This window comes from Kribbella rubisoli (assembly GCF_004217145.1).
GTDB classification, from domain to species: Bacteria; Actinomycetota; Actinomycetes; order Propionibacteriales; family Kribbellaceae; genus Kribbella; species Kribbella rubisoli.
On record NZ_SHKR01000015.1, the window covers coordinates 621,722 to 639,152 of the forward strand.

At 67.6% G+C, this 17,431-nt stretch carries 14 protein-coding genes; 10 read left to right on the forward strand and 4 right to left on the reverse strand.

Features of this window, described 5'->3' with window-relative positions; translation table 11 throughout:
* Positions 1-1,754: 1,754 nt before the first annotated feature.
* Both EV645_RS32310 and EV645_RS32315 read right to left on the reverse strand, forming a co-directional pair.
* On the reverse strand, positions 1,755-2,504 hold the full coding sequence (locus EV645_RS32310) for an orotidine 5'-phosphate decarboxylase / HUMPS family protein (protein WP_130447822.1): 750 nt from the start codon (positions 2,502-2,504) through the stop codon (positions 1,755-1,757).
* A gap of 29 nt (positions 2,505-2,533) precedes the next feature.
* Positions 2,534-3,574, reverse strand: coding sequence for an Ldh family oxidoreductase (locus tag EV645_RS32315; protein WP_130447823.1), 1,041 nt, complete (start codon positions 3,572-3,574; stop codon positions 2,534-2,536).
* A 103-nt stretch (positions 3,575-3,677) separates the two neighbouring features.
* Between EV645_RS32315 and EV645_RS32320 the strand changes: the two genes are divergently transcribed.
* Positions 3,678-4,625 carry a sugar phosphate isomerase/epimerase family protein gene (locus tag EV645_RS32320; RefSeq protein WP_198681995.1) on the forward strand — a complete coding sequence of 316 codons (948 nt, stop codon included), beginning with the start codon at positions 3,678-3,680 and terminating at the stop codon, positions 4,623-4,625.
* Positions 4,622-5,662 carry a zinc-dependent alcohol dehydrogenase gene (locus EV645_RS32325; protein WP_130447825.1) on the forward strand — a complete coding sequence of 347 codons (1,041 nt, stop codon included), beginning with the start codon at positions 4,622-4,624 and terminating at the stop codon, positions 5,660-5,662. The genes EV645_RS32320 and EV645_RS32325 overlap by 4 nt, the downstream gene beginning before the upstream one ends.
* On the opposite strand, the gene EV645_RS32330 is transcribed toward EV645_RS32325, so the two are convergent.
* Positions 5,643-6,383, reverse strand: coding sequence for a FadR/GntR family transcriptional regulator (locus EV645_RS32330; protein WP_198681996.1), 741 nt, complete (start codon positions 6,381-6,383; stop codon positions 5,643-5,645). The genes EV645_RS32325 and EV645_RS32330 overlap by 20 nt on opposite strands.
* A 185-nt stretch (positions 6,384-6,568) precedes the next feature.
* On the opposite strand from EV645_RS32330, the gene EV645_RS32335 reads away from it, so the two are divergent.
* Genes EV645_RS32335 through EV645_RS32355 form a run of 5 tightly spaced genes read left to right on the forward strand, consistent with a single transcriptional unit; the run spans position 6,569 to position 10,520 of the window.
* Positions 6,569-7,618: a Gfo/Idh/MocA family protein gene (locus tag EV645_RS32335; protein WP_157997208.1), complete on the forward strand. Its 1,050-nt coding sequence runs from the start codon at positions 6,569-6,571 to the stop codon at positions 7,616-7,618.
* Positions 7,618-8,619: a Gfo/Idh/MocA family protein gene (locus EV645_RS32340; protein ID WP_130447828.1), complete on the forward strand. Its 1,002-nt coding sequence runs from the start codon at positions 7,618-7,620 to the stop codon at positions 8,617-8,619. Before EV645_RS32335 ends, EV645_RS32340 begins: the two co-directional genes overlap by 1 nt.
* Positions 8,616-9,248 (forward strand): SGNH/GDSL hydrolase family protein, encoded by a 633-nt coding sequence (locus EV645_RS32345; protein ID WP_130447829.1) that lies wholly within the window; start codon positions 8,616-8,618, stop codon positions 9,246-9,248. The genes EV645_RS32340 and EV645_RS32345 overlap by 4 nt, the downstream gene beginning before the upstream one ends.
* Positions 9,249-9,306: 58 nt before the next feature.
* Complete coding sequence (locus tag EV645_RS32350; RefSeq protein ID WP_130447830.1) at positions 9,307-10,068, forward strand: sugar phosphate isomerase/epimerase family protein; 762 nt, start codon at positions 9,307-9,309, stop codon at positions 10,066-10,068.
* Positions 10,065-10,520 carry a hypothetical protein gene (locus tag EV645_RS32355; RefSeq protein ID WP_130447831.1) on the forward strand — a complete coding sequence of 152 codons (456 nt, stop codon included), beginning with the start codon at positions 10,065-10,067 and terminating at the stop codon, positions 10,518-10,520. Before EV645_RS32350 ends, EV645_RS32355 begins: the two co-directional genes overlap by 4 nt.
* Before the next feature lie 5 nt (positions 10,521-10,525).
* On the opposite strand, the gene EV645_RS32360 is transcribed toward EV645_RS32355, so the two are convergent.
* Entirely contained in the window at positions 10,526-11,386 is an 861-nt protein-coding gene (locus EV645_RS32360) for an AraC family transcriptional regulator (RefSeq protein WP_130447832.1), read from the reverse strand.
* 137 nt (positions 11,387-11,523) lie between these two features.
* On the opposite strand from EV645_RS32360, the gene EV645_RS32365 reads away from it, so the two are divergent.
* The 3 genes from EV645_RS32365 (at position 11,524) to EV645_RS32375 (ending at position 17,431) form a co-directional block, all read left to right on the forward strand.
* Positions 11,524-12,357, forward strand: a complete 834-nt coding sequence (locus EV645_RS32365; protein ID WP_130447833.1) for a phytanoyl-CoA dioxygenase family protein — start codon at positions 11,524-11,526, stop codon at positions 12,355-12,357.
* A gap of 137 nt (positions 12,358-12,494) precedes the next feature.
* Positions 12,495-13,589 (forward strand): Gfo/Idh/MocA family oxidoreductase, encoded by a 1,095-nt coding sequence (locus tag EV645_RS32370; RefSeq protein WP_130447834.1) that lies wholly within the window; start codon positions 12,495-12,497, stop codon positions 13,587-13,589.
* The gene (locus tag EV645_RS32375) at positions 13,586-17,431 is read left to right on the forward strand and encodes a fibronectin type III domain-containing protein (RefSeq protein ID WP_130447835.1); all 3,846 of its coding nucleotides are present in this window, start codon (positions 13,586-13,588) and stop codon (positions 17,429-17,431) included. Before EV645_RS32370 ends, EV645_RS32375 begins: the two co-directional genes overlap by 4 nt.

The following is a 17,431-nucleotide window of genomic DNA, read 5'->3' on the forward strand; positions in this document are numbered from 1 at the left end:
GTCCGGGCACCATAACGAGCTTCCAGAGCTGCACCAGCCGCCGCTAACGGGCGCTGAGCGCCTGATGGTCGCAAGCCAGGTCGCCAGCGCCAACGGAGCATCTAGTCGAAGTACACTGTCGTGCCGGGGCGCCGCCAGTGGCTCAGGCTCGGACGAGGATGCAGAACTCTCGGCGGGCTTCGCCGTTGCTGGTGCATAGAATGAGGTGTTTCGGATCGGCCCTCCTGATGTCGTTGGCACCGGCAACTTGCCCCGAAACGAACGAAGCGGCACCGGAGTGCCGCGTGGTTGGGTGAAGCGAGTGTTTCAGTGTTCGAGGAGCGACACGCACCTTAACCACACGCATCGAGCTCGACTCGGATCCTGTCGGCCGAACCCCGTAACCGCTGATTTCCAGCTGAGGTTGATCACCGTTTGTGGATGATGAGCATAACCTCTTACTAGCAAGGGATTTGGGGATGGCGTCGTGCCGGGCGGTTCTCATCGCTCGCCATCCTCTCGCGCTGATTGAGGTGCGTAAAGAGGTGTGCCGGGGGAGGCGATCGGCCGTCACGCCTATGTGCCCTGAGACATGATCCGATGAGCTCGTCTCCCCCGAGGGCCGCGACATGGTTCTTGGAGACTCCCCTTCGTCAATTCCTTGGGTGGTCGACTGTCGAGTGTCGGGAGTGTCGAAGTTCAGGCGATTGGCAGCTAGCTTCCGGGATGAGACCCGACGCGCTGGCTAAGTCCTTGATCGACGGCAATCGATACATGGTTCTCGGGAGCGTGAATCTGGACGGTCGTCCGCGGGGGCAGGTGTACTTCGCGCCGGATGGCCACTCGGTCGTCTACCGGGTGTCGTCGCTTGAATCACGCCACTCGCGGAGCACTGCCGAGCGGCCCGAGGTCAGCATGGTGGTGTTCGACTCGGCGGCCTACGTGATCACTCGGCAGAGGCGGTCCCGGACGACGAGTTGGAGGGATGTCTCGACACCGTGCTCTGGACACGGTTTCCGGGACTCAGGCAGTTCGCCGCGGTGCGGTTGCGTGATCCTGAGGTGCGGCGGCTTTATCGGGCGCGCATCAGTGGGCACTCCATCCACGTGCCCGGCGGGCACCCGGAGTATGCCGCTGGCAGCCGGCGTGATCGCCTTCGCGGCGGGATGGGTGGTCGCCGCGGCGCTGCCTGCGTCGACGCGGGAAATGCGAGCTTGCCTAGGACACCAAGGACAAGGCGATGGAGGCTGCCGGTCCGGTGAAGGAGCGGGCCGCGCAGGTGTCCCAAGAAGTGGGCAGTCTCCAGGAACCGGCTTAACAGGCTGTCGACAACGTCAAGCGATCCGCTTCCGACGCAGCCACAGACGTAGCGGTACCTCGCCGGTCTGCCCGACGGGTCTTCGCGGTGCAGCGCCGGGTCGGCGGACGAGGGTCGTTTCGCGGCTCAACAGGTCGCCGAAGGACTCGGCGTACAACGTCCGGCAGGCTGTTTCCTCGAGCTGATGGCGCTGAGGCGTTTGAGGCGGGCCGTGTTTCGGGACTGCAGGCCGCGGGCAGGCGTCTTGGCTGCGTTGTCCGGTCTGGCCCGGGCGTAGGCGGCGCGGCGGAGACGGGTCGCGCAAGGTGGCATAGGTATTGAGGACCTCTTGCGGACACTGACCAGCGTCTTCGTCGAACTCGGATCGCCACCACCGTGCCTGAAGGGCGCGACGATCGTGTTCGGCGCAGGCTGGGCGCACGAAGTGGTCGGGTTGAAGTCGTGCGACGGCCGGGGTTCACGAGTGTGACCTGCCGCGGCTGGCCTCGGGGTAACGGATCTCAGCCGCGTGGACGCGGCGGCAGGCCTCGCTGAGCACTCTCAGCAGATCGCCGCCGGCCGTACTGAATGCCTGATCGTCGATGGCGAGGGGTGCGCCGAAAACGACGACCGGTGCGCCGATGGCCGGGCAGCTGATGGCCTGGTCGATGCTCAGGCCGCCGACCGCCTGGACCGGCACCGATATGGCGGACACGATGTCCGGTAGGTCGGTCAGCGGTGACAGTCCGGCGTGCTTCGCGCGGTGGTCGAAGCCGATGTGGTGGATCACCATTCCGACACCGAGCTGTTCGAGGCGTACCGCCTCGGCCACCCGGTCGTCGGCCCCGAGGTCGTCGCCCATCACCAGCAGATCGAAATCGGCACCCGCCACGCACACCCGCTCGATGGTGGCGTCGTGGGCCCGGCCCATCACGATGACCGCGTCGGCACCGGCATCGCCCATCATCTCTGCCTCGAGGTAACCGCCGTCCATCGTCTTGAGATCGACGATCAGCGGATGGGACGGAAACTCCTTGCGCAGCGCGCGCACCGCGTGCAGGCCCTCGGCCAGCACGAGCGGAGTACCGACCTCGATCCAGTCGGCTCCGGCTTCGACGGCGGTGGCGGCGGTTCGCAGGGCCTCGGTCCTGGAGGTGAGGTCGAGCGAGATCTGGACGATCGGGCGGTGGATGCGCTCGCGGGACAGATCGCGGATGGACGAGGACATGTGTTGCTCCATTCGGCAAGGGCGGTCGATCAGGACGATCGCGTGTCCGGGAAGGGGACGCCGTGACGGGCGCCCAGCAGGTGCAGTTCGTCCACGGTGGCGTCCGCGAGTGGAATTCCGTCACGCAGACGCTGTTCGCTGGTGTGCTCCTCCGGTTCGCCCGGCACGAGTACGCTGTCGAAGCCCGGAGCCGGCGCTGTGGCGTGTACCGCATCGACCAAGGCCCGCATGCGTTCCACGAACGAGCTGTACGGCGTGAAGCGGGCGATGTCGATCGCCAGCAACCAGTGCCCGATGTTCTGCGGTCTGGTGAAGTCCGTGTACATGTTGCCCAGTTCGTGGGAGACCGCGGCGCCGCTCAGCAGGCCGGCGAGGATCTCGATGGCGAGCCCGAGCCCGTACCCTTTCGGCCCGCCGAGCGGAAGGAGGGCTTCGACGGCCGCAGCGTCGGTGGTCGGCCGTCCGTGCCGGTCCACGCCCCAGGTGTCCGGGACGGCCGAGCCGGCGGCCTGGGCGACCATCACCCTGCCCATCGCGCTGGTACTCGTGGCCATGTCGACGCTGACAGGTGTGTCGCCGGTCGGAGCGGCGAAGGCGATCGGGTTGGTCCCGAGCAGTACCTCGCGTCCGCCGTACGGGACGACGATCGGTTCCGAGTTGGACGCGACGATGCCGACGGCGTGGTGTGCGGCCAGCCAGCGGGCGTAGAAGCCGGCGGTGCCGAAGTGGGTGCTGCCACGCACGGTGGCGACGGCGACTCCACTGGACCTGCTGAGCGTCAGAGCCGCCTCGGCAGCCTTCCGGGCAGCGATCTGCCCCGCGGCGCCGTTGGCGTCGACGGTCACCACCGATCCGGTACTGGACAGCACCGGCGCCGCATCCGGCTGCACCAGACCGGCCGCGATCCTCCGCTCGTAGGCGGGCAGCCGAATGACGCCGTGGGAATCGGTGCCCCGCAGGTTCGCGTCGACCAGGGTGCGGGCGAGAAAGCGGCCGTCGTCCGCGCCGTACCCCCACGCCCGGAGGACGGCGGTCGTCCACGACTCCAGCGCAGCGGCTTCGATCGACATGGAGTTCGGCCCTTCTCTCGAGTTCCGGCGCGGCAGAGTCTGGCGCTGTATTAATCCTATACGTCATACTTATTGCTGCCTAGAGCCGACGGAAGAGGTGGTCGTGAAGATCAGCGTGTTCCCCAAGGGCGACCTGGAGGCGATTGCCGTGCACCGGACGATGTCGGTGCACGACTGGATCGAGAAGGCGCGGGCGCTGCCCGTCGACGGTCTCGAGCTGTACTCGGGAATGTTCTGGCAGACGACCGACGACTTCGTCGACCGGGTGGGTGAGCACCTGGCCTCGGCGGGTTTCGCGATGCCGATGCTGTGCGCCTCCCCGGACTTCACCCACCCCGATGCCGGCCGGCGGGCCGAGGAGGTCGACGCCGAGGCCGACATGATCCGGATCACCGCGAGGCTCGGCGGCGCCGGGGCGAGCACCCGTGTCCTGTCCGGTCAGCGGCATCCCGGTGTGGCCAGGGAGCAGGGACTGGAGTGGGCGGCGAGCGCGATCGAATCCCTGCTGCCGCTGGCGCGTGAGCTCGACGTCACGCTCGCACTGGAGAACCATTACAAGGACGGCACATGGGAGTATCCGGAGTTCGCCCAGCGGACGGACGTCTTCATGGACCTCCTGGCCCGGATCGACGACCGGGCCCATTTCGGGGTGCAGTACGACCCGTCCAACGCGATCGTCGCAGGCGACGACTCGGCGGAGTTTCTGGACCGGGTTGTCGACCGGGTGGTCACGATGCAGGCATCCGACCGCCGGTTGACCGGTGACGCGTCGTTGGACGATCTGCGGAGCAGTGACGGCACGCTGGGATACTCGCCACTGCTCGAGCACGGCATCATCGGCCGCGGGCTGAACGACTACCCAAGAATCTTCCGGACGCTCCGGGCGGCCGGTTACGACGGCTGGATCAGCATCGAGGATGGAGTGAACGGCATGGAAGAAATGCGCCTGTCGGTCGAGTTCCTGCACGAAGCGAGGCAGAAGTACTTCGACGGATCGACCCGGGTCCATGTGGCCGCTCACGCAGCGGCGCGAAGGGCTGCGGGCGTATGAAAGGCCTGGTGAAGTACGCCGGTCGCGACGGGGCTGTCGAGGTGCGCGAACTGCCGGCCCCCGAGCTCGTGGCAGGACATGTGCTCGTCGAGGCGAGAGCGGTAGGCGTCTGCGGCTCAGACCTGCACATGTGGCGTGACACGCACAGTTGGCCGACGCGGGAGCCGGTCGTACTCGGCCATGAGATGGCCGGTGTAATCGTCGACGTGGCTGCCGATGTCAGCGGTTGGAGGATCGGCGACCGGGTGGTCTGCGAGACCGCGGCATCGATCTGTGGCGAGTGCGCCTTGTGCCGGACCGGCCGGTACAACCTGTGTCCGGACCGGGAGGGCTATGGCGCCACCCGGGACGGCGCCTTCGCCGAACTCCTGCTGGCCGAACCTCGGGTGCTGCACCGCATCCCGGACAACGTGTCGTTCGAGCAGGCCGCTCTCACCGAACCGTTCGCAGTCGCCTACAACGCGTTGGTCGAGCGAGCGACGGTGACGCCGGGCGACCTCGTTGTCGTTCAAGGAATCGGCGCGATCGGAGCCCTGTCGCTGCAGGTCGCGCGGCTCCGCGGAGCCGGCGCCGTGATCGTCCTCGGCACGCCTGTCGACGCCCTGCGGCTGGAGAAGGCACAGGCTCTGGGCGCGGTGAGGACCGTGGACGTGACGGTCGAAGATCCCGCCGCGGTCGTGCGCTCGTACGGCGACGGACTGGGCGCGGACCTCGTCGTTGATGCGACCGGCGTCAGTAGTGCCCTGCGATCGGCGCTGGACATGGTCCGGCCGTTGGGATCGATCGTGAAGATCGGCTGGGGTCCGCAGCCGTTGGACTTCAGCCTTGATCCACTGGTTGCGAAAGCAGTGACGCTGCACGGCTCGTTCTCGCACACCTGGTCGACCTGGGAGCGGCTGCTGCAGCTGTTCTCCACCGGCCGCCTCGATCCGGGTGCGGTGCTGGGCGGCGTCTATCCCTTGCAGGAGTGGCGAACCGGGTTCGAGGCGATGGAGGCGGGCTCGAATATCAAGAGCGTCATCTCGATGACCTCTTGAGGTCCGGTGGGTTGTCGCGCCCGGCCGACTGCAGCGCTTCGAACTCCTGCAAGGTCTCCTCGACGAGCGCGGCGGCGGCGTCTTGGGCCGCGCCGGCATCCCGCCGCCCGAGCGCCTCGGCGAGTTGCAGGTGACGCTCGACCGAACGTCGGGTCATGTCGTGCATGCCCGGCCGCATGTCGTGCCTTCTGACCTGCAAGGCCGCGCCGACGGTACCTGACAGTTGGGCGATGACCGGGTTGCCGGTGCCGTTGAGCAGCAGCTGGTGGAAGCGTTCGTCCGCTGCGAAGTACTCGCGGCTGTCGTCGGCTTCGAGGGCATCCCTCATCCGGAGCGCGGCCGCGCGAATCTCTGCCGCGTCCTGCTCCGGGATGCGGTCGGCGGCCAAGCGGGCCGCAGCCTGCTCGACGCCCAGGCGAAGCTCGAGCAGCTGTCGCATCTGATCGACGTACTGGCCGCTCTGTGCCCGCCACTTGACGACCTGTGGGTTCAGCAAGTCCCAACTGGCGAAGGGCAGTACACGGGTGCCGACATGCGGACGCCCTTCGACCAGGCCCATCGAGCCCAACGCACGCAAGCACTCCCGCATCACGGATCGAGACACCTCGAACCGGGCGCCCAGCGCATCGGCCATCACGATGCTGCCGGCCGGCAGATCGCCGTTCACGATCTCCCGGCCCAGGTCATCGAGCACCCGGCCGTAGAGTCCGCTCGGCGCCATGCGGGGTGTGGCACCACCCGTTCGGGCCTGCGACGTGTCGGACATGCGGTCCTTGTCGGGTCGGGGGCCGCTGGATGCGGTGCTGGTCTTCTCAATCTAGCAATCAGTAGGCCCTGGCTCGGTACCAAGGCATCCGGGCCGATGTATTTGACATTCAGTCAGCGCGGATGCGCTATCCTATGCGCGTGATCAACCGACATCCGGCCGCGCCCGGACGGACAGTTCGCATGGTGGTTGTCGGCCTGCGCTTCGGTCGGACCATGCTGCAGACGCTGGGCGGCTCGCCACGGATCGACCTGGTCGGGGTGTGTGATCTCGATCAAGATCTGGCCGCTGCTGTCGCAGCCGACCAAGGGCTGCGCCACTACGCCGATCTCGACGAGATCCTGGCGGATCCGGATGTCGCCGCCGTTGGCCTGTTCACCTCACCGGTGGGCCGCGCCGCCCTGCTGTCCCGGATCGTCCGCGCCGGCAAACCCGTCGTCACCACCAAGCCTTTCGAGATCGATCCGGACCGGGCGCGTGCAGTCCTCGACGAGGCCCGGGATCGCGCCGTGGTGGTCCGCTTGAACTCGCCGAGTTCGTCCCCGACGACCGAGCTCGCACTCGTCGACCAATGGCGCGCGCAGCACGACCTCGGTCGGCCGATCGGTGCCCAGGCTGCCGTGTGGGCGTCGTACCAGGAGGCGCCGGATGGCAGTTGGTACGACGATCCGCTGCTCTGCCCGGCCGCGCCGATCACCCGCCTCGGGGTGTACCTGGTCAACGATCTGGTGCGGCTGATGGGGCCGGCGAAGCGAGTGCAGGTGCTGAGCAGCCGTGTCCGCACCGGGCGGCCGACGGCGGACAACGCTCAACTGGCGCTGACGTTTCAAGGCGGAGCGCTCGCGACCGTGTTCGCCTCCTTCTGTGTCGACGACGGGCTGGCGTACGGCAACGAGCTCACGGTGCACTACGAGCGCGGCACGGTCAGCCGAGCCCGCGCCGAGCAGCCGGGGATGGTCGACTTGATCCTGGTAAAGCAGGGCCAACCCGTTGAGACCTGCTCGGTGCCGGACATCCCCGACGGTGGTTACGACCTGGCCGAGTTCGTCTCGTCGGTCCGGTCGGGTGCGGTGATCTCCGCTGACGAAACTCGCCGGATCGTCGCCGGCGTTGCCGTCCTCGAGGCGGCCGGCCGGGCGGAGCGTTCGGGCGCGGTCGAAGTGGTGCGGCCAATCGGGTCGGAGCAGTAGTGATCCCACCCATCGGTGTGGGCCTGTACGGCCACAACGGACACCAGCTCGATCTCTGCGGCGACCGCTACCCGAACGCACGGTTGGTCGCCGTCGCGCGGTTCGACCAGAAGCCGCTGCCGGACGGCTGGCAGGCCGATCCGGACATCCGCTCGTACGCGACCTTGGCCGAGCTGCTTGCCGACCGTCGGGTCCAGCTCGTCTCGCTGTGCTCACCTCGACGTGTGGACCAGGCGCGTGACGCCATCGCCTGTCTGCGCGCCGGTCGGGCGGTGTACGCCGAGAAGCCGGCCGCCCTCACCGAGGACGAGCTCGACCGGATCACCGCGACGGCGGCAACAACGGGTATGCCGTTCCGGGAGATGGCCGGCACCGCGTTCCAGCCGCCGTACGCGACCGTTCGCAAACTGGTGGCGTCCGGCCGGATCGGCACCGTCGTCCAGGTGATGGTCCAGAAGTCGTACCCGTACCACTCCGGACGGCCGCTCGACGACGCAGTGGACGGAGGGCTCATCGGCTCGGCCGGTATTCACGCCATCCGCCTCATCGAGCACGTAGCCGGCGAGAGCATCGTGACCGTGGCCGGCAGCCGCGCACGGCTCGGCGGCCGTGAACTCGGGGCGTCCGGCCGGTTCACCACAGCGGCCACGCTCAACTTCACGTTGGCGTCCGGCGGTGTCGCGACCGCCGCTCTCAACTACCTCAACCCACAGGGGACCGGGGTATGGGGCAACGACGAGCTGCGGATCTTTGGCACCGCCGGGCTCGTCGCGGTGTCGGCCGGCGGCGCGAGGACCCGGCTGGTCGTCGGTGCGGACGATCTTGGCCCGATCGACGACGACCCGGGCGTGCCGCGCGAGCCGCACCGCGACCTCTACTTCGACGCCTATCTCAACTACCTCGTCACCGGCGCTGCGATGCCGCTGTCGACGAGGGACGAACTGCACCCGACCAGGGTCGCGATCGAGGCGACCGAGATCACCCGAAAGGCCTGTCCATGACGATTCCGCTCCGCCGGGACACGACCGTGCTGTTCATCGGCGACAGCATCACCGACGCGGGCCGCAACCGCGACTACCCCGACTCGCTCGGTTCCGGGTATGCGGCAATGGCCGCGGGCTGGTTCGCCGCGACCAACCGCAGCCACAACCTGCACTTCTACAACCGGGGCATCGGCGGCAACCGCACCGGCGATCTGCTCGAACGCTGGGAGGACGACTGCGTGTCCCTCGAGCCCGACGTCGTGTCGATCCTGGTCGGGGTCAACGACGTCCTCCGACGCTACGACAGCGACGACGTGACGTCGCTCGAGCAGTTCACCAGCAACTACCGGAGCATCCTGAGCCGTACTGCGGAACTGGGCGCGAAGGTCATCGTCATCGAGCCGTTCCTCGTCCCGGTCCGGCCCGAGATCTGGGCGTGGCGCGACGACCTCGATCCGAAACTGATCAGCGTCCGTCAGTTGGCCGCCGAGTTCGACGCGACGCTCCTTCCGGCGGACGGCCTGCTCGCTGCCGCCAGCGCCGACAGTGAACCGAAGGCCTGGGCGGGCGACGGTGTGCACCCGACCGTGGCCGGCCACGCCTTGCTCGCGCAGGCCTGGCTCGCCGCGACCCGGCCCGCTGCCTGACCACCGACCCCCCATCACCCGGATCCCTGCCGGGTGGAATCCATCGATCGGAGACACCATGCCCACCACCAATCCCCTGGGCGCCCAGCTCTACACCCTCCGCGACTACCCCGCCGATCGCACCGCCAGGTTCGCCGCGCTGGCCGCCGCGGGGTACGGCGCGGTCGAACAGCCCCGGGACGACAGCGTTCCGGCCGAGCAGCTCCGCGCCGAACTCGACGCGGCCGGCCTGACCGTCAGCAGCATCCACGCCAAGCCGGCCGAAGGATTCGCCGAGGCCGTCGCCACCGCGCGCGCCCTCGGCACGGACACGGTCATCCAGTCCATCGGCAACCGCGACGTGTGGACCGACGTCGACGCAGTTCGCGGTTACGCGCGCGAGCTCGGCGAGCTGAGTCGACGGCTCGCCGACGAAGGCATCCGCTTCGGCTACCACAACCACCAGTTCGAGCTGGCCGAGCTGGAGGGCCGTACCGCACTGGAGATCTTCGCCGACGAGCTTCCGGCCGGAATGATTCTTGAGATCGACACCTACTGGGCGGCTGTCGGCGGACAGGATGTACCGACGCTGCTCGACCGGTTGGGCGATCGGGTGCGGTTGCTGCATCTGAAGGACGGCCCGGCGCGCGACTCGGTCGCGCCGATGACCGCCCTCGGCGCGGGAACACTTCCGGTCGCCGACATCATCGCCGCCTGCCCATCGGCAGAGTGGCACATCGTCGAGTTGGATGCCTGCGCGACGGATGTGCTGTCCGCCCTCGTCGACAGCGCCGACTGGCTGTTCGACAACGGCCTGGCGGATCGGAACGTCACCGCATGACCAGCCGTCCGGGCGGGCTGGCCGTCGTCGGCTGTGGCGGTGCCAGCGATCAGTATCTGGCCAATCTGATCTCGTCGACGTCGACGGTGTTCAGCTTCGATTCGACACTGCGCCGTACTGGGATCGTCGAGATGACCGGGACCGGGGGCACGCTCGTCGCGCCGGACTCGAACGGATTCGGCGGATCGTCATTCGTGCATCGGCCAGGTGCCGGTGAGCCGGAGGAGGTACCGGCGGTCGGCACCACCGCCGGCCGGGGGATCGGCGTGGTCGACGTGGTCCAGGCGATCGGCGACCAACGTCGGCACCGCGCGGCGGCCGACCTCGCCGAGCACGTCCTGAAGATCATGTCGGCGATCGAGGACTCCGCGGCGAGCCGGTCGACTGTCGAGCTCCTGTCGACGTTCGATCCGGTCGATCCGACGTGGGATCCGACGGTCCGGGGACCCTGACCATGTCACTCGATGCCGGCACGGTGCGCCCGTCGATAGTCGCGCGGAGTCAGGTGTTTCAGCTCGCGGAATCGGCGATTGAAGTTCGACAGGTTGGCGTAACCGCTTCGAGTCGCCACCTCCGTAATCGGGAGCTCGGTGGTGATCAGTAACTGGCAGGCGGTGTCCACCCGTAGTTGGCTGATGTAGTCCGTGAGAGTCAGGCCCATGGCCCGACGGAAGAATCGGCTGAACGACGTCGGAGCCATGTGGACCAGACCCGCGACCTCCGCCAGCCCGACCTGGCGGGTGTGTTCCTGTCGCAGATAACCGCAGATCTTGTCGATGCGGCTGCGCAGGGCTGTATCGGGGCCGGCTGTGTAGCCCGGGCCACTGATCGCCTGCCGCTCTGCTGAGCACGAGACCAACTGGAGAGCTTCGAGCACGCAGATCGTCTGAGCAGCCGGGCTGTCGAGCGTCGGCAGTTCCGCGAGGACGTCCTGGACCCGTGCAGGAGCCGGGCTGAACAACACACCGCGTGTGGCCGAGGCAAGCAGTGCGGCGATGTCGCTGAACTGGGGCAGGGCGAAGAATCCCGGGCCGAGGAAGTCCTCGCGGAACTGCGCGACGGTAGCCTCGGCCGGGCACTCCGGGTCTGGTTCGGACGCGAAGGTGTGCGGCAGATCTGGCCCGAGCAGGACCAGATCGCCGGGCTGGTAGGGCTGGACGCTGGTACCCACGTAGCGCGTACCAGCGCCCTTCGTGATGAGAGTCAGTTCGTACTCCTGGTGGAAGTGCCAGGAGAAGTCGAGGGCCGCCTGGCGCCGGATGAACCACTTGAACGTGGTGCCGTCGGGCGTGCCCGGCATTTCGTGGCGTGGCTTCACCTCGGGCCCCTGAATCGCCCGGAAGGACCAGGGGTCATTTGCGTATCAGTTCTGGGCAACGGCTGCGTGGCCGCGGGATGACCCCGGTGGAAGGGTTGAAGCCGATCCCAGCCCTTCTGTTCGAGGAGCGAAGCCTGATGAGCACTCCCGCCACGACAATCTCCACGGAGCTCGATCGACCGTATCCGCTGGCCGAGACCGCCGCCGCCGACTTCGCGCACGACGGCTTCGTGCATCTGCCGGATGTGCTTTCGCCGGAGATCATCGAGCATTTCGAGCCAACCGTCACCAACGAGGTCATCCGGCTGAACACGCAGCACCTCCCGCTCGAGAAACGCAATGCGTACGGGAAAGCTTTCGTGCAGGTGACGAACCTCTGGGAGCACCACGCGACAGTCCGGGAGCTCGTGTACTCCCAGCGACTCGCCGGCATCGCCGCGCGGCTGCTGGGAGTGCACGCCGTCCGCCTCTATCACGATCAGGCGCTCTACAAAGAGCCCAGCAGCGGTATCACCCCTTGGCACGCTGACCAGTACTACTGGCCGCTGTCCAGTGACCGCGTCTGCACGATCTGGTTGCCGCTGCAGGAGACGCCTCTGGAGATGGGCCCGCTGGGCTTTGCCCGCGGCAGTCACAATTTCTCCTACGGCCGTGACCTGCAGATCAGCGACGAGTCGGAGGCCAAACTCAAACAGGCCGTCGCGGAGCAGCAGTTCGAGGATGTCGTCGAACCGTTCGCGCTGGGCGACGCCAGCTTCCACCGCGGCTGGACCTTCCATCATGCGGGCCCGAACCTCGGTACGCTTCCCCGCCGGGTGTTGACGATCATCTACATGGACGCGGACATCCGGGTCGCCGAGCCGGTGAACAGCCACCAGGCCAGCGACCGCCAGTGGATGCCCGGTGCCGAGGTCGGGCAGATCCCGGACACTCCGCGGAACCCGGTGCTGTACGACGAGCGACGCCGGTGACTCTTGCCAAGGTATGTGACATTCCATAACGATGAATCCTAGATGCTACCGTCATCCGCGGAGATGGGACCTGAGATGAGTGTCGAGGTTTTCGCCCAACGGAGCGCCGGGCTCGTGCCGGGCCGGGCGGCGGCGATATGAGCTACGTAGCGGTGGAGGTCCATCCGCACCCGAACATTCACGTCGGGGTCGTCGGAGTCGGCTGGATGGGGCGCTTCCACGCGACGACAGTCGCCGAGAAAGTCCCCGGCCTCGTCCTCGAGGCCATCGCCGACCCCGACGAGGCGGCCACGACAGCCCTGGCGCGCAGGCTAGGGGTCAGGAAGGTGACGGCGGACGCCGCCACTGTCTTCTCCGATCCAGCTGTCGATGCGGTCATCATCGCGTCGCCGCCACGGTTTCATCCGGTCCAGATGAAACAGGCGAGCGCGGCCGGCCAGGCGATCTTCTGCGAGAAGCCGGCCGGGCTGAACCTGCCTGACCTCGACGCCGGGCTCGCTGAGGTGGCAAGGGCGGAAACACCGCTGCAGATCGGCTTCAACCGGCGGTATTCCGCCGGGTTCTCCCGTGCGCACCAACTGGTCTGTCAGAACGCTGTGGGTACGCCGCACCTGTTGCGCTCGCTCACGCGCGACCCCGCACCGCTCGTCCCCGAGACGATCAAGCGCAACGCCATCTTCATCGAGACGCTCATCCACGACTTCGACATGCTCAACTGGTTCAACAGTGGATCGGTGGCCATCGACGTTCGTACGGTCGCCGACGCATTGATCCGGCCCGACTACGCCAGTACAGGCTTCCTGGACACAGCCCTGGTCACCATTCGTTACGACAACGGTGCGCTTGCTACGGCGGAGGCGAGCCTGCAGACCAGCTATGGCTACGACGTGCGGCTGGAGGTCTTCGGTCCCGACGGGATGGTGACGGCCGGGGGTGCGCCGCAGCCCGACACTCGCTGGTACGGCGCACACGGATCGACCGCCGGTGCCGCGCAGCGCAACATCGAAATCTTCCATGACGCTTACGTCGCGGAGCTCACCGACTTTCGCGATCTCGTCCGGGCGTGGCGGGCAGGTCGCGACCTCGCCGAGTTCACCGCGGGCCGCACGGCCATGGCCGGCGGCAACGACGTGCGGGAGGCGCTCGCCATTGCTCAGGCGGCAATCGACTCCCATGAGTCAGGCACGGCTGTCGCAGTCGAACACGCCGCAACCGAAGAGGCGCCGAGGTGACCGTCCGAGTTCGCAGAGATCCCCAGGTCATCGAGGTCGTCCTGTCCGACGAACTGCGTCACCCGCGCTTCTCCTGGCCTGTCTCTCGAGTCGCGGTGCCGGTCGAATTCGGTGCTGGCTGGGACTTGGGCGCCGGCCTGGTCGCGTCGTACGACGGCAGACCGGTGCCGGTCCAGCTCACCGAGGTGCTGGGAGCGGGAACGGAGTCGGCCAGCGCAACGGTGCATCTGCTCTCCGACTTGCCCGCTGGTGCCACACGTACCTTTCGGCTGGAGCGTGGCACAGCGACCGATACGGCACCTGCGAGCGGCCCTCGCGTCCATCCGCAGGGGGACGAGACGGTCCTCGACAACGGACGGATCAGGGTCGCGTTGCCCGCATCTGGCGGCCCGTCCGCCGACGCACCGCTGCTGCGAATCGGCAATCCCAGCCAGTGGCTCGGTTGTGCTCGGCTCACCGCGGTGGGCACACCGATCCGAGTGGACGTACGCCAGGTCCACCAGGGTCCGGTCTTCGTCGAGTACGCCATGGATTTCCGCTTCGACGACGGTCGCCGCTATCAGCTGTCGGTTCGGCTGACGGCCGGCCTGGAGTTCGTCGAGCTCGACGAACGCATCGACGGTTTCGGGCCGAAGGACGACGTCGCGCTGGAGTTCGACTGGGACGCGATCGGCTGGACCCATCGGTACTGCGCCAACCGGCCGGATGGCCCGATCGAAGCGGACGGCACCGGGTACGGCGATTTCGCCTGGGAGCCGGTCGGCAAGGACCTGGGTCCGGGCGGCGCCCTGCCCATCGAGCTGATGCCTTATCACAGTTGGCTGAGCTGGTGGAGACTACCGGCGGCGGCATTCTGGGCAGAGCCGCAGGACGTGTCGCTCGGGGTGTTTATCACCGATCACGACCGGTGGGACGACGGCGAATGGGCCATCTGGGGCTCGTCGGCCACAGTTGCCGGCCGGTTCGCTTTCGACGGTGGACGCCTGCGCTGGCGGTTTCCGCTGGCGGCCGGCACCCGTGCCTTCGCTGTCGCCACTTATCCGCACGCTCAGGACGTGGGGACCGTGACGCGTACCGGAATACCGCTCACTCACATCGACACGCTGTATCGCTGGAACGGTTGGCTTCCACTGAACAAGGTGAAGGACTGGGCTCTGGACCATGTCGAGCCGGCCTCCACTTACCCCCGATTCTTCGACACCGCGTACCACGAGCTGTCGACGGACCGGCGGGAGTTGCTGCGCGACCTGATCGCCCGGGACGCAGACACCCTCAACTCCATCCCTGACGGTAGTCCGCGTGCCAACCATGGCCCGACGCCGGTCGGCTCGCGCGAGGTCTCGAAGCTGCTGGTCCCGCTCTTCGACGAAACCGCCGGCGGCATGCCTGAAGCCGAGCGGCGCGATCTCGGCGCGGCATTGCAGTTCCTCAGCTACGTGTTCGAGGACGAAACGCTGATGCCCGTCCGCAGGATGCTGGCGGGCCACCCGAACTTCCTCACCGACGTTCTCGCGGTGGTGGCGGCGCTGCCCGTCCTCTTTCCGAACCACCCCGACGCACAGCGGATGGCCGACCATTTCGAGCGAGCCATCGCACTGAATCTCAAATACCACGTCCGACCGGATGTGCCGGGCTGGCAGGCCCAGGGCGGCCGATGGACAGAAAATCTGGCCTGTTATGTGTGGGGACCGGTCGACCTGCTGGTGCAGTTCGGGCATCTGCTTCGCCGGCTATTCGACGGACGCAACCGGCTGGCCCGGCCGGAGACCTCGGCGCTTGGCTACTGGCTGCTCAACACGCTCTCTGCGCCGATGAGCCGGTACGGAGGCGTGCGGACCCTGCCCCCGCAGGGTGCGCACGCCCACGGGCGGAAACCGGCCCGCTCGCTCCGGGTGCTCGGCCAGGAACTGGCGAATTACGATCCGCTGCTCGCGGAGTATCTGCTGTGGGCGGCCCCGCCGGGTACCGAGGAGCGTGAACCGCGCCGGCCGACCAGTTACGACACGTGGAGCCAGCTCCAATCCGGCGACTGGTTCGACAACGCGGGCACCGACCCGGAGCTCGAATCGGCGAAGTTCACCGGCTACGGGTTCGTGCTGCGGGCAGCTGTCGGTACACCCGACGAGGTCACCGTTTATCTGCAGCAGCTTGACGCCGGCCCTAACTACCGATGGGGTCGCGCCGCCCAGGGCGGCAACGGCGTCGTGTATTACTACGCGGCCGGTCGCCGGTACAGCTCCAACAACGTCGAGGATGTGGGCGACCTGATCCGCGGCGACGTGGAGCGGTGCTCGAACTTCGGGGTTCTGAAGCCCGGTGGTTATCGGGAGCTGGGGCCGTACCGCAGTGTCGGCATGAACGATCTGACCGAGCCTCTCCACGACCTGGGCTTCGCCCAGTTCGCCCGGGTACACGCCGGGCGTTCAGCTGCGCCCGACTACACCTCGCGCAGCGTACTGCTCTCTGGCGCCGACTACATCGTGCTCTTCGACCAGGTCCAGGGCGGGGTGCGGGGCCGATTCTCGTGGTTCGTCGACGAGGAGGATCCGTTCCCGTCGATCGTCCAAGTCATGCCCGGCGCCACACCGGCACCCGTTCCGCCGGAGCCGAACCCTGATGGCCGCGACAATGCCGATCACCCCTGGCGGCCGACCAACGGCCGCTACTACGACGGTATCGGCAACTTTCTCACGGTGGTCAGTCATCTCGATGACGTCGAGGCCACCGCGACGCCGTACGGCTGTGTGGTGCTGGCGCGGGACCGCGAGGATCTGGTGTTCTGCGCCGCCACGCCGCGGCAGTATCACGATGAGCACGGTGTGACGTTCGAGGGCACCGCCGGCATCGTGCGTCGCCACGCCGGCAACCACTACGAGGCTGCGTTGTTCGCGGGTACCCACGTCGGCGTTCCAGGATTCTCCGCCGTCACCGACGGCACCGTGGCGATCAGCGTCAGCACCGACGGAGATCTCCACGGAGCGGTCAGTGCGCTGCAGCCAAGCACGGTCGTCCTCCGGGGGCCGGCCAGCGCCGCCGGGCTCAGTTTCTACCTGGACGGTCAGATGCTGTCCGGCGCAGACACCGGTGACGGTCTGCGGGTGCTCCTCCCGGCCGGCCGGCACCGCTGGCAGTGGTGTGCCGGTCCGCCAACTCCCGAACGCTGCACAGTGGCGCGGACCGAGAACCGTTCGGGCGGATTCACCACCGTGTGGACACCGATCGCGGGCGCCACCGGGTATCGGGTCGAGCTCAGTTCTGACGGAGGGCGGACATGGGTGGTTGCGTCACCGGACGTTCGTGACTCCCGATGGGACGTGTCCGGCCAGGCGGACGGCACGAAGGTACACGTGCGGGTGACGGCCGCCGGTGAACGTGCCGACGGGCCTCCCTCGCGGCCGTACCCGGTGTACGTCACCGCTGAGGTGCCGCCCTGTCCGGACGGACTACTCCTGAGCCGGACGGATGGCGGGATCCTGGCCGGCTGGGGCGAGATCTTGGGTGCACACGAGTACCGCCTCTATCGGAGGCTCTCCGGCGAGGCCGAGTTCACTCCTGTCGCGATCGGGGTGGAGCGGCAGTACCTGGACGAGGACACGGTGGGCCAGGCTGCGTACCGGGTCACCGCGGTCAACGGCAACGGGGAGAGCCGGCCGAGTCCTGTCCAGGACACCTCGCCGGGTGGCGTCATCGATGGGGATCCCCGGCCGGATGAAGTGTTCCGCCGTGCGACCCAGAGTTACGAGATGGGCTACGACGAGGTCGATCCGTGGATCGAACAAGACATGCCCACCCTCACCTACCCGGAACCGGAGCGCCGGCATTGGACGTCGTGGCGCCGATGA